The organism is Mesotoga sp. UBA5557 (genome assembly GCF_002425715.1).
GTDB lineage: Bacteria > Thermotogota > Thermotogae > Petrotogales > Kosmotogaceae > Mesotoga.
Genome location: NZ_DIMV01000025.1, coordinates 41,910 through 55,317 on the forward strand (window position 1 = coordinate 41,910; position 13,408 = coordinate 55,317).

The 13,408-nt window shown below is 46.0% G+C and carries 10 protein-coding genes; 5 read left to right on the top strand and 5 right to left on the bottom strand.

What is annotated here, in order from left to right:
* Window positions 1–37 precede the first annotated feature (37 nt).
* Window positions 38–1,798: an NADH-dependent [FeFe] hydrogenase, group A6 gene (locus B3157_RS02800; RefSeq protein WP_214078419.1), complete on the bottom strand. Its 1,761-nt coding sequence runs from the start codon at window positions 1,796–1,798 to the stop codon at window positions 38–40.
* Window positions 1,799–2,104: 306 nt separating this feature from the next.
* Here B3157_RS02800 and B3157_RS02805 point away from each other — a divergent pair, with 306 nt between their 5' ends.
* The 5 genes from B3157_RS02805 (at window position 2,105) to B3157_RS02825 (ending at window position 8,694) form a co-directional block, all read left to right on the top strand.
* Window positions 2,105–4,135: an Ig-like domain-containing protein gene (locus B3157_RS02805; RefSeq protein WP_214078420.1), complete on the top strand. Its 2,031-nt coding sequence runs from the start codon at window positions 2,105–2,107 to the stop codon at window positions 4,133–4,135.
* Window positions 4,136–4,356: 221 nt separating this feature from the next.
* Window positions 4,357–5,538, top strand: a complete 1,182-nt coding sequence (locus tag B3157_RS02810) for an NAD(P) transhydrogenase subunit alpha (RefSeq protein WP_214078421.1) — start codon at window positions 4,357–4,359, stop codon at window positions 5,536–5,538.
* Window positions 5,539–5,568: 30 nt separating this feature from the next.
* On the top strand, window positions 5,569–5,859 hold the full coding sequence (locus tag B3157_RS02815; RefSeq protein ID WP_214060480.1) for an NAD(P) transhydrogenase subunit alpha: 291 nt from the start codon (window positions 5,569–5,571) through the stop codon (window positions 5,857–5,859).
* 56 nt (window positions 5,860–5,915) lie between these two features.
* Window positions 5,916–7,346 carry an NAD(P)(+) transhydrogenase (Re/Si-specific) subunit beta gene (locus B3157_RS02820; protein ID WP_422655667.1) on the top strand — a complete coding sequence of 477 codons (1,431 nt, stop codon included), beginning with the start codon at window positions 5,916–5,918 and terminating at the stop codon, window positions 7,344–7,346.
* A 124-nt stretch (window positions 7,347–7,470) separates the two neighbouring features.
* Entirely contained in the window at window positions 7,471–8,694 is a 1,224-nt protein-coding gene (locus B3157_RS02825) for a 6-phosphofructokinase (protein ID WP_214079364.1), read from the top strand.
* A 43-nt stretch (window positions 8,695–8,737) separates the two neighbouring features.
* Here the strand turns inward: B3157_RS02825 and B3157_RS02830 are convergent, their stop codons facing one another.
* The 4 genes from B3157_RS02830 to B3157_RS02845 all read right to left on the bottom strand — a co-directional run bounded on the left by B3157_RS02830 (window position 8,738) and on the right by B3157_RS02845 (window position 13,382).
* Window positions 8,738–9,973 carry a glycosyltransferase gene (locus tag B3157_RS02830; protein WP_292588699.1) on the bottom strand — a complete coding sequence of 412 codons (1,236 nt, stop codon included), beginning with the start codon at window positions 9,971–9,973 and terminating at the stop codon, window positions 8,738–8,740.
* Window positions 9,974–10,048: 75 nt separating this feature from the next.
* Window positions 10,049–11,317, bottom strand: a complete 1,269-nt coding sequence (locus tag B3157_RS02835) for an ABC transporter substrate-binding protein (protein ID WP_214060991.1) — start codon at window positions 11,315–11,317, stop codon at window positions 10,049–10,051.
* A 125-nt stretch (window positions 11,318–11,442) separates the two neighbouring features.
* Entirely contained in the window at window positions 11,443–12,309 is an 867-nt protein-coding gene (locus B3157_RS02840; RefSeq protein WP_214079361.1) for a carbohydrate ABC transporter permease, read from the bottom strand.
* Window positions 12,306–13,382: a carbohydrate ABC transporter permease gene (locus B3157_RS02845; protein ID WP_292588703.1), complete on the bottom strand. Its 1,077-nt coding sequence runs from the start codon at window positions 13,380–13,382 to the stop codon at window positions 12,306–12,308. The genes B3157_RS02840 and B3157_RS02845 overlap by 4 nt, the downstream gene beginning before the upstream one ends.
* Between the last annotated feature and the right edge of the window lie 26 nt (window positions 13,383–13,408).

Sequence of the window (13,408 nt, forward strand, 5' to 3'; positions counted from 1 at the left end):
GGGCACCTGGCCCCTCGGATTACCTTCTTCATCATAGCTACCCTTTGGCGATTTCCTCAAGCTCCTTCTTTCTCTCAATTACGCTCTTGCTGTTGTTCTTGTAATGAGTATGGAGTAGTTCGTGTGAGAGGTGTCCTAGGGGCTTCTCCAAATACTCTTCGTAAAGCTTTAGAATCCCGGGATTCTCATGAGATTTCCTGATTTTGGAAGACCTGTCAATACTATATATTGCTTCCATTCTCTTTTCCAAATAACCAGGAACACTAGATTTCGGTTGACCGCCGCCACCTATACAGCCACCTGGACATGCCATTATCTCGACAAAATGGTAGAAGGCTTCACCTGAACGTATCTTGTCCATCAACTTGACAACATTGCTTCCACCATGAGCAATCGCAACTTTTACTTTAGTGCCCTTCATTTCTATTTCAGCTTCCTTCACACCTTCGAATCCGCGAGCAAAGTCGAAGTCAAGTCTGGGCAACTCTTCCCCGGTGTATACCTCGTACGCGGTTCTCAAAGCCGCTTCCATGACGCCTCCAGTTGCTCCGAAGATAGCTGCAGCTCCTGTTGAGATCCCAAGAGGATTGTCGTATTCTTCCTCTTCAAGCGACTCGAAGGGTATCTTATGCATTTTGATAAGTTTCCCGAGCTCCCTGGTTACCAGAACTGCATCCGTCGATTGGGCACCTCTTACTTGAAGTGTATCTCTCCCCTTCTCATCTTTCTTAGCAGTACAAGGCATGATGGAGACCAGGTAAATGTCTTCCGGCCTTTTACCAATCTTCTCCGCGAAGAAAGTCTTGACAAGAGCACTCATCATTTCTTGAGGAGACTTGGCAGTTGAAAGGTTCTCGGTGTACTCCGGGTATAGTTTCTCCATCATGTTAACCCATCCAGGGCAACAAGAGGTGAACATCGGGAACTTTCCACCTTCCTTAACTCTTTCGAGTAGTTCCGAGCCTTCCTCCAGAATTGTCAGGTCAGCAGAGAAATTCGTATCGAACACATAGTCGAACCCTAGCTTTCTGAGTGCAGCAACCATCTTGCCGGTGCTAACGGTTCCGGGAAGTTCTCCAAACTCTTCAGCCAACGCAACGCGCACTGAAGGAGCCGTCTGCGCAATGAGAACTTTATCATGTCTCTTTAGTTCGGCAACAACATCTCTGAACTCCATCCTTTCGGTAATAGCTCCAACCGGGCATACCGCTGAGCACTGACCACAATTTATACAGTCAGTAGCTGCAATAGGGGCTCCGAGAGCGGGTAAAGGCAGAACATGATATCCCCTATTTACAGGTGATAGAATTGATAGGCCCTGGAGTTCATCACATGCTCTAACGCATCTTCCACAATCAATACACTTGTTCATGTCTCTGAACAGCGATGGACTGGAAGTGTCATAAGAAACATTTCTGAGGGTCTTCGGGAACATGTCTTTAACATCGTATTGATATATCAGATCCTGAAACTCGCATCTACCATTCACATCACAGGTCATACAGTCATTGGGGTGATTTGAAAGCAGAAGACCAAGGTTGAATCTTACGGCCTTGTTCACTCTTTCAGAATTCGTCTTAATCTTCATTCCATCAGCGACCTGAGTTGCGCATGCGGGCGAGAGATTACGAGCTCCCTCAACCTCGACGACACAGACCCTGCATGATCCAACAACAGAGAGGGCAGGGTGATAACAGAGCGTTGGAATATCCATTCCAACTTCGCGGCAAGCCTCAAGAATACTCTGATCCTCTTTCACGGAATAGTCCTTGCCGTTAATGGTAATTGTCACGGGCACCGAACAGCACCTCCATTCGAAATCTTCAGTTATTGAGAGAGAAGAAACTAGATTGTGATTTTTCTATCAAGTAGATTCTAGCATATTGATCGCCCCTTATGCCAGGTATTAGGTTAAAATTTACCCACAGGGAAACAAATGAAAGGCAACATGGTTAGACGTGTTAAACAGTATGCGAGTCTCCGACTAACGATTGTGAGGAGTTCTCACTAAAGGTATTCAGAACCCATTCCATTTGGGCATAGAACAGGAATAAGATTATAATAGACTTGATTACTATTATGGTCTCTATGGAGGTTTTGCGGTATGAGAAAATGGTTCTTCTGGGCGTTGTTGATGGTCGTGGTAGCAGTCGTATTTGCCATCAGATTGCTTCCTGATATGCTTAACAAACCCCCTGTAATGAGCATTCCAGACATGATAATCAACGAGGGTGACATTCTTTCTATAGATCTACACGATTACTCAAGCGACGAAAAGATGGCATCTCTCACCTACAGAAAGTTAGCGGGCCCTGGAGAAATCAGGGAGACATTCTATACATTCTCGCCGAGTTATCAGCAGTCTGGAAAACACACTGTGACGATTTCGGTTGCTGACCAGAAAGAGCAAACTGCCGAATCCACATTTGTCGTTACCGTTAGGGAAGTGAATCGTCCACCAGTGCTATCAGTGCCGGATCAGGTGATTGCGCACAACGAAACCGTTTCCATAGATCTTGATGAGTTCGCAGAAGATCCAGATTTGGATCCTCTTACGTACAGAATCTCTTCAGGCAGCGGTCAGATAATTGGCAGCAGCTACACGTACAAACCGGACTTTGCAACAAGAACAGAGGAGAGTATAACCATAACAGTTCTTGACGGTCGCGGGGGAAATGATGATTCAACATTCTTGATATTGAATAAGGCGTTCATTACAACTCCATCAACACCATCAGCTGACTCCACAACAATCGAGTCAGCAACAGCAGTCACCATTACTCCCGAAGGAACAGATACTTCTTCGCGATTAGTAACAGCTGAAACAAGAAATCTTCCACCGGTGTCGAGCATCCCTGATCAGACTCTGGACCAGGGCAATACACTCGTTCTGGATCTCCGAACCTTCATAAGGGATCCAGAAAATGATCCAGTTTCGATAAGAATTAGTTCGGGCCCTGGTGAGGTAGAGAGATCACTCTATTCATATACAAGTACCGAGAATGACTCAGGCATAAAGACCGTTGTTCTACAGATTTCGGACGGTCTAAATACTGTTGAAGATAGCTTTCAAATCAGTATCGCCACTAGAAACAGAGCACCGGTAGCTTCGAACATTCCCGAGAGAACGATTGAAGTTAATGAACAACTTACGCTTAACCTTGGCAGTTACTTCTCAGATCCTGACGGAGACGTACTTTCATACCAGCTTGTCAGCGGTTCCGGAAGAATCGCCGGTAGTCAGTATACTTTTCAATCATCTGATCCAGGAAGATACTCAGCAACTATCAGAGCCTCCGATGGAAAGGGCGGATCGGTAGACAGAACAGTGATCTTCAATGTAAGTCAAACAAATAACCCGCCTGTGATCTCAATTCTCCCGAGGAGGATTTCTGAGGGAGAAAGGCTGACGATTAACCTTTCAGATCACGCTTCCGATCCAGATAATGACCCGCTTAGCTACTCACTGGTTTCGGGTCCGGGAACAATTCAGGGAAGAACTTACACTTTTGACGCAGACTATGGCAGCGCGGGAAGCTACGAAGCGGTTATTTCAGTGAGCGATGGAAAGGGTGGATCGGCAAGAGCAACGATAAGAATTGATGTCAGAGAGAGCAATAGGCCCCCTGTTTTGAACATACCTGGGTTCACGATAGCAGAAGGTTCTAGACTTGTTGTTGATCTGAATGAATACTCATCTGATCCGGACAATGACAATCTATCATTTGAGATCGTTCAGGGAATGGGAACGATCGAAGGAAGCAGGCTGATAATTGAACCTGGGTACGAGGATTACGGCTTCTACACATTCGTCGTAAGTGCTTCAGACGGTAAGGGAGGTACGGCAAATGCTTCTTTTGACGTGCTCGTTACGGATACGAACAGGCCGCCCGAATTCAATATTCCAGATCAAACCACAATAATCTCAAGAACTCTTCGGCTTGACTTGAGACAGTTCAGCAGCGACCCCGACGGAGACTATCTTAGATACGAACTAATCTATGGACCTGGAGTGTTGACCGGTAGCATCTACTCATTCATTCCTGAAACACTTGGATCAAGCACAGTTATGCTTAGAGCTAGTGATCTCAAAGGCGGGGAGGCCACGACAACCTTCACAATAACAGTAAGATAGATCGCCCGTAGGCAGAATATTGAGTCAAGAATTTCGCTCGCAACAATCTGGGAAACACTCCGTTTTCGAATAATGTCTCAAATCACGAAGGGTGAGCACCTACATACGAATATCTGGCTCTTATCGAGTTTCTGTGCAGAAATTCGGTCGTTTCGTTTCTTCAAACTCTATTGTATAATGAGGCTGTGCTTTAATCAAAGACTGTTAAGGAGGAATTCTGAATGAAGTTTTCGGGACTAACGATTGGTGTTCCAAAGGAGATTCTTGCTGGTGAGCTCCGCGTTGCAGTGACTCCTGATGTTGCAAAGAAGTTTGTTGAGAACGGCGCTAAGTTTGTCATTGAGAGTCGAGCCGGAGAGGGGGCATTCTTCTTTGATAGTGATTATTCAGCTGCTGGAGCTGAAGTAGTCTCAACCGCGCAAGAAGTCTATTCAAGAGCTAACTTGATTCTCAAAGTCAAGGAACCGCAGTTTAACAATTCGCTCGGAAAACATGAGGCCGAGCTAATCAATCGCGGAGCAACAATTGTTGCATTCTTGCACCCTGCACACGATGTCAACCACAAGGCCATAAGGATTATGGCTGAGAGAGAGATCACCAGTTTCACCCTGGACAGTATTCCAAGAATCTCAAAGGCTCAGTCCATGGACGCTCTGACCTCGATGAGTACCGTGGCGGGCTATAAATCGGTTATCTTTGGTGCAAACAGAATAAGAAAATTCATCCCTATGATGCCTACTTCTGCAGGTATGATACCTCCTTCTGAAGTGGTGGTTGTCGGCATCGGAGTGGCTGGCCTTCAGGCAATTGCGACCGCTAAGAGGTTGGGCGCAAAGGTGAAGGCACTTGATATTAGGCCCGAAGCGGCTGCTCAGGCAAAGTCGCTTGGTGTCGAGGTAATTCCATTCGACGTGCCGCAGGAACTGGCCATGGGAAAAGGCGGCTATGCTAAGAGGCTCCCAAAGGAGTGGTACGAGAAGGAAAGAGAGATTCTGTCAAAGCATTTGGAATCATGCGACATTCTAATTCTCTCAGCACTAATTCCGGGAGAGGTTGCCCCTATTCTGGTAACTGAACCAATGGTCGCTTCAATGAAAAAAGGCTCTGTGATTGTTGACATCGCTATTGATCAGGGGGGCAATTGTGCGCTTACAGAGGAAGGTAAGGAATACGATTACAATTCAGTGTGGTTGATTGGAATGCTCAACATCCCTGCCACACTTTCGATAGACTCGACCAGGATGTTCTCTAGCAATATCTGGCACTTCGTGGACAACCTGGTGAAAGATGGAAAGATCGTCACCGACTCTGATGACCAGATTGTGAAAGAGACACTTGTAACGCATGCGGGATCAATTGTTCATCACGGTACTTTGTTGGCCATGGGAGAGATAATAGAATAATTTTCACTATTCAATAAGAGGAGGAGTTCTATGCTCTTGGCTTTAGTAATTTTCCTGGTCGCCTGTGCCATTATAGGTTACAGGATAATATCTTCAGTACCCTCGCTTCTTCATACTCCTCTTATGTCGGGTATGAATGCGTTGTCGGGTATTACCGTTCTGGGTGCAATCGCTGTCTTTGCAACAATTGACTCTGGAATAGTCCGTTTCATTAGTGGAGCAGCTCTTGTTTTGGCAATGATCAATGTTGTGGGAGGATTCTGGGTAACAGATCGTATGCTGAAGATGTTTGATTCTAGTGTTAGGAGAAAGAACAAATGAGCATTATTATCATTGCAGCGATATTCATAGTTGGATTCATCCTTCAGATCCGATTAATGCAGTCTCCAAAAACTGCTCTTCTTGGCAATAGGATTGGAGCGGCGTTTATGGGAGCCGCGATAATATACACGATAATCGTTTACGGAGGCATGGGAAATTCCGCTCTTTGGCTTTGGTTAGTTATTGGAGGGTTTGCCGGAGTGTCACTCGGCCATGTAGTGAAGATGATTCAGATGCCACAAATGGTCGGAATGCTAAATGGATTCGGTGGTGCTGCTTCGGCGTTAGTTGCAATTGCAGGGAGCAGTCAGTTTCTAGGCGATGCAAGCTGGTACTTGTGGTTAACGGCTTCTCTTGCGCTTTCTGTTGGCGTATTAACTTTCACAGGAAGTATGGTTGCAGCAATGAAGTTGCAGGGTATCATTTCGGGAAAACCTGTCAACCTTGACGAAAGCGGGAAGTTACAGCGAATACTACTCTTAACAGCCGCTGGAATTGTTTTAGTAAGCACCTTCATAACAGGAATCTACTCTGTTTGGGTAGTCTTCCTCTCGATAATATCGGCAGTCTATGGAGTAATAATGGCTCTTCGGGTTGGAGGAGCGGACATGCCAGTAGTTATCTCTCTACTAAACTCGTTCTCCGGAGTGGCTGCCTCGATAACTGGTTTCGCTGTTGAGGACCCTCTTCTCGTAGGAGTAGGGGCGGTTGTTGGAGTCTCAGGTCTTATTCTGACAAGAATAATGTGTCGTGCAATGAATAGGAACCTCAGCGCAGTGTTAACTGGAATAACTACTGTTTCAGACTCAAGAAGAGCGGAGAATCTGCTGAACGTCTCAAATGAACTTGAAGGATTCAATGAAGAGAAAAAGGGCAGTGTGGAGATAGGAGACGTCATTAACTCGGCAAAGAGCGTGATAATAGTACCGGGATATGGAATGGCTGTAGCACAGGCGCAGGGCAAAGTCAAGGATCTGATTGACTGTCTGGAGAAGGCTGGAAAGCAAGTTAAGATTGGAATACATCCAGTAGCCGGAAGAATGCCCGGGCATATGAACGTCTTGCTTGCCGAAGTGGGCATCGATTATGACAAGTTGTACGATATGGATACGATAAATCCGGAGTTCGAAAACACTGACCTAACAATTGTGGTGGGTGCATGCGATGTTGTCAATCCTTCTGCTAATACGGCCAAGGGTTCTCCAATATATGGAATGCCAATTCTCGAAGTTGAGAAATCGAAGAACGTAATAGTGTGCAACCTAGATGAAAAACCAGGTTACTCCGGTGTAGAGAACACTCTGTATTCAATGAAAAACGTCATAACTATTTGGGGTAATGCTTCGGTAACTGTGCCTCGCGTAAGCGATCAAATCGGTGAATCTCCTTCCCCATCTGTCAGAAGAGATGAGAAGGTCGCCGAAGACTTGCCTGCCATAATCTCCAAAGCAAAGAGCGTGATAATAGTACNNGTAATGCTTCGGTAACTGTGCCAACTATTACTGAAGCATGCCGATGAGAAGTCCCCGAGTTTCACAGACGCCTCAGGGCGTCTGTTTTTTTTGTGACTGGTGATCTCTCAGTGTGGTATATTCATTTAGGGGTGGGACAATGAAGAATGCTGTGTATGCGCAGTCAGGCGGCGTAACTTCTGTTATTAACGCATCAGCTTATGGGACGATTGTTGCGGCGCTTGAGAGTGAAGGAATCGACAGGATATTTGCCGGAATAAATGGTATCAAAGGAATCCTCAACGAAGAGCTTCTTGACTTGACGGAAGAAACACGGAGTGAGATAGACAGGATTCCCTACACTCCTGGCGCGGTATTCGGCTCTTGCAGAACGAAAATCGACAGCGATGAGGACTTCGATAGATTGTTCAGAGTCTTCGACGCTCATTCCATCCGTTACTTCTTCTATAACGGGGGCAATGATTCAATGGATACCGCCAACAAGATCGATAACAAAGCAAAAGAACTAGGCTTTTCATTGCAAGTGATAGGAGTACCCAAGACTGTTGATAATGATCTCATGGAAACCGATCACTGTCCTGGATATGGTTCCGCAGCAAGATTCACTGCGATTTCGATAATGGAGGCGACGAGAGATCTGAGATCAATGTACAGCGATTCCACAAAGGTTTTCATTATGGAGTCTATGGGGCGTCATTCAGGCTGGCTTGCTGCTTCAGGTTCACTCGCAAGTAGTGACCGATTCCACGGTCCTCAGATCATACTTTTCCCGGAAGTACCCTTCAACGAAGATGCCTTCATTGCAAAAGTAGATGATGTAATCGTAAGAGAGGGCTATTGTTCAATCGTTGCGTCAGAGGCTCTTAAGAGGCCTGATGGATCATACATATCTACTGCCGGATACTACGATTCCTTCGGAAATGTGCAGCTCGGGAAGATAGGGCAATACCTCGAAAAGACAATTCGCGATTCCTTGAAGTGCAAAGTGCATGTCGCTATCCCGGATTATCTTCAGAGGTCTTCAAGACACATTGCAAGCCTTATAGATTGGCAAGAAGCAGTTGAGGTAGGAGCACTAGCAGTCAGGGAGGCACTAGAAGGGGTAAGCGGAGTGATGGTCTCAATTCGCCGATTAAGTAATAGGCCCTATCTGAAAAAATACTGCACAGTTGATCTGGAGAGGATCGCCAACGGAACGAAAGACCTTCCTAGAGAATTCATCTCGGAAGACGGATTTCACGTTACTGAGGAGTTCAGATCCTATGCACTACCGCTCATACAGGGTGAAGCTCCAAATCTCTATCTACATGGTCTGCCCATATACGAGAATCTTGAAAGAAGAAAGGTGGAGAAGCTCCTCTGATATGAAGCTCCCCGTTCCGCATATGGCCGGGACGGGGGCCTTCTCAATTCGCAAGATCTCGGAAAAGTTGAAGATATTGATGTAGATGTCTCGTACTTAGGAAGTCTTTCTTCACTATTTCATATCCCTTGTTCCCCATTTCCTTTGCAAGACCGGGATCATCAAGTATTCTTCCAGTGTACTCAACGGTATCTTCAACGCTTTCAACGAGATAGCCGTTAATTCCGTGGTGAATCTGAAGAGGAATGCCTCCAACGTTTCCCCCAACTACGGGAGTCTTCTTCCACATTGCCTCGCTCACAGTCAAAGCAAAACCCTCGCGAAGTGATTTCTGAAGAACGACTTTGCTTACTCTTTGAGCTGCGTTCACCTCGATATCACTGATATTCTGGAAGTTCGAGAGAACCTTGATGTCGTAATCCATTCCACTGTATCTTAGAAGGTCTTCATAGATCTTCCAGCCCTCGGGATCATCCGAAGCCATCGACCCTATTAGCAGAAGCTGAAGCTCTCTAAACCTCTCCTTCAGCTTTCTATACGCATCTACAACTCCCAACGGATCCTTCCATGGATCGAACCTTGATACTTGAGTTATAACGGGTTTTCCACTCTCGATTCCGAGTTTTCTTAGTGCCTGTTGCATCTCTTCCTTCGATAGTTCTCTGTTCTTGTTGCTTAGAGGATCGATTGAAGGTGGAATTTCGTAGATCTTGTCGATTGAAATCCCGTCTTTAGCATAGTCTTTGAGTGTGAATACAGCTGCATTATAGTAAGACAGGAAGCCGTTTAAATAATCCCAGAAGACCCGATTAGGTGAGGAAGTATCAATGTGACATCTCCATACAAGCCTGCAACTTCCGAACTCTGCAAAGGCAGGAAGACCTACCGGTTGAGGATCATGTATCACCGCAATATCGTATTCACCTGGTTTTATAAAACTCGCGTTGTCTTTTGAAACGTTTTCAAAAAGGTTCCTGTCTTCATCTGATAGTCGATCCTCCTTACCCTGAAGTGCGTTGTGCATCCTTTTTGTAAGGTCGAAAAACCGAGAAGGAGCGTCAATTACTTTCCAATCGACAGTGAGGCCACAGTCTTTCATTAGAGGAATCAGAGTGTGTAGTATTTCCGCCACGCCTCCTCCAAAAGATGTTGCGTTGACATGCAAAACTCTCAGACCCCTGAGTTCGCTCGAAAGCTGAAGAATACTCTCCAATAGATCACTTTCTATAAAAGGCTCATAGTCCTTCAGACTCTTTCTCTGTACTTGCGTAGTCTTCACGTCCACACCTTCTTTCTGCTTTGGCAAAAGGTTAGCTGGTCCCGATTAGGACCAGCTAACCAAGTTAGACAGTTACTAGAAGCCCCAAACTACCTCAAATCCTGTCAAATCTTCGAGATCAAGAGCCAGTTCTTCAAGAGCGTTCTGAGCATCTGCTGTACCCAAGAGGATGTTATGAACCGCCTTGAAGAAGAGAGTAGACACTTCATTATATCGTGGCGCGGTCGCCGTTGAAGGTCTTGCAACGGCATTTATAAACACATCATACAATGAACCGAAAAACGGATTGGCTTTTAGCACTTCGTAATCCGCATAAAGAGCCCCAATTGTTGGGTTAAAGGAGCCTTCTACTGCCCTCATCTTCTGAACTTCATATCCAGCCATGAAGAGCGCCACATCGGCTGCAATTTCCGGATTTCTGCTGTACTTGCTAACCGAGAGCTGCCAACCGCCAAGCGTTGCCGCTCCGCTACCGCTCTTTCCTGCAGGTAGAGGAGAAACGTCAAACTTTCCTGCTACGGCGCTGTCCTCGCCTCCGCTTAGTGAATAAGCGTATGGCCAGTTTCTCATGAAAGCAGCGTTCCCTGTCTGCCATACCGCTCTTGCATCCTCTTCGGCAAATGTCAAGACGCCACTTGGAGAGATCGTGCCTACCCAGCCGGCGGCCTTTTCAAGTATCTCAACGGCGTTTGCATTGGCAATTGTTATCTTCTTGTCGGCGCTGATAATCGTACCTGCATCGTTCGAAGCAAGCCATTCAAGAGCGTCACATGTTAAGCCCTCATAGGCGTTTCCCTGCCAAACAAATCCCCAAAAGTCGGGATTTGTCTTCCTCTCACCTTCCTGTATTATTCTTGCTGTCTCTTCCAGTTCGTCCCAGGTCTTCGGCACAGCAAGCCCATACTTTTCAAGAAGGTCGGTCCTGTAGTAGAGAAGTCCGGCATCCGTGAACCATGGAATGGCAACCAGTTTTCCATCGACTGTGTTATTCTCAACTATTGCCGGAAAGTGCATCGATACAACCTTGTCGGCGTTGTACTCGTAAAGATCTACGAAGTGTTCTGCGAGGTCGCCGGGCCAGATTACGTCCACCTGATAAACGTCAATCTCGGGACTTCTTGCTTCGAGGAACTGGAGATAGAGACCTAGTCTGTCCTGTACCATATCTGGTGTGTCCAGTACTCTTACCGTGACATCAGGATGGATCTCCATATACATCTCAGCAGCCTTCCTTGTCAGCTCGAGTTCCTGACCGACAGCTCCTGCGGCTACCGTAATCACAGTTTGGGAAATGGCCATTAACGCGAATGATACTACCATGAGAGTTAAAAGTACCTTTTTCATAATACCCCTCCTTCAAAAGAGTTTTTTTGAGTTTCATCAATCCTCAAATCTCATTTAGTTACTTTGACTCTTCAAATCACCTCCCGTTAGCATTGAAGCGAAACATTCATATCATTTCAGCATCGCTATCCCTTTACCGCCCCGGCAGTCAATCCTTGCACAATTCGTCTTTGGAAGATGAAAACAAGAACCACAACCGGTACTGTAACCACTACCGCGCCAGCCATGATCTCGCCAAAGGGAACCTGTCTCGAGACACTCCCTGTGAACAACGAAATCGCGACGGGAATTGTCCTTGCTTGAGGCGCAATAGTTGTGAATGTAAGAGCAAATATGTACTCGTTCCAAGCAGCTATAAATGCCAGTAATCCCGCTGTTACTAGAGCCGGCGCTGTCAAAGGCAGCAAGATCATATAGAAAGTTTGGAATGGAGTTGCACCGTCGACCCATGCCGACTGCATAATCTCCGTAGGAAGCTCTTTGAAAAAAGCTGTAAGAACCCATGTTGTAAAAGGCAAAGTGAAAATCATATAAGAGAGGATCAAACTCAATCTAGCACCTAGATTCAGCGTTGTGATTACCGCGTATAACCCAGAGAGTACAGTGATTTGAGGAAACATGGTTAGCGAAAGGATTAGATAGAGTGTTATCTTCTTCCCTTTGAACCTAAGTTTTCCCATTGCATAGGCCGCAAAAGACCCAACTCCTAGAGCAAGAACTGTAGTTAGTCCTGCAACTATGGTGCTGTTCCACAAAGCTCTAACGAAGGTCCCGTCATTGAACACAGCAACATAATTCTGAAGTGTCGGCGAGAACTTTCCATTTCCGTCCACAGGAACAAAAGTAGCGGGGGTCATTTGTAGTTGAGCCTCAGACTTCAGCGAGGAGTTAACTGCCCAGTAGAACGGAAATAGCATGTAAAAGAATATGAACAGTACGAGTACCCAGAAAGCTACTCTCCCTATGAACCAGAGCAATCTACTCTTCTTCATTCTTCATCAACTCCCATAAGCCTCATGTAAATCACAGCGAAGATACCGATTAGGAAGAATATTATTACGCCTATTGCCGAAGCTAGTCCCATATTCCTGTTCCCGATCAGCTGATAATAATTGTATGAGGCCATAGAGTACATCCGGTTGCCCATCAAGACCTGAAATACGTCAAACACTCTTAGGGCGTCAAGCGTTCTGAAGATGAGCGCTACAGCTAACGTAGGCTTTAAAAGCGGCATTGTGATAGAGAGAAACTGTCTAATTCTACTTGCTCCATCAACCCTTCCAGCTTCATATAGTTCTCTCGGGATAAGCTGCAATCCCGCAAGAATCAGAAGCGCCATGAACGGTGTTGTTTTCCAAACATCTACAGCTATGAGAGTGGGCATTTGCAGACCTGACATACTGAGGAATGAAAGATCTCCATCGCCCAAGCCTAGTCTACTAAGGACCATGTTGAAAAGACCAGCTCTCGTTGGTTGAAGCATCCACTCCCATATCCTAGCTGAGACAACGGTAATAACGGCCCAGGGAACAAGCATTGTAGCTCTCATAATTCCTTTCCCCTTAAAGTTGCTGTTCACTACAAGTGCAACTCCAAGACCAAGAATAGTCTCTAGAAAGACCGAAATAACAGTGAAGACCAGCGTATTCCAGATCGCCTTCATGAACTCAGGATCTCTCGCACCTACTACATAACGCCGTCCGAAAAAAGAAAACTGAAACCACTCTCTGTACCTGATCGGACTTCTGGGCAAGACTCTAATCGCTCTTTCATATACTGGTCTACCCGTTGACTCGTCAATCAATGTTTCTCCGGTTGAATCATCTAACACCGCAGGTAGTTCCTGTATTGTAAGCCCGAGCAGACGCTTATAGTTTTCTAGCCCTATGAACTCAGGCGCCTCGTCCTTTCCCGAGGCGAAGACCTTGTCGGTGAGACTCGTGTAGAAAACCTGAAACAGGGGATAAAAGGCAACGGCCGCTAGGATCAGCAGAGCTGGAATAAGCAATTTGTAAGCGGTTCTCTGTTCCTTCTGAGCAAGTGATAGCTTATCTTTCCTGGCCATAAATCCTCCTCACTATTAGAGATAAA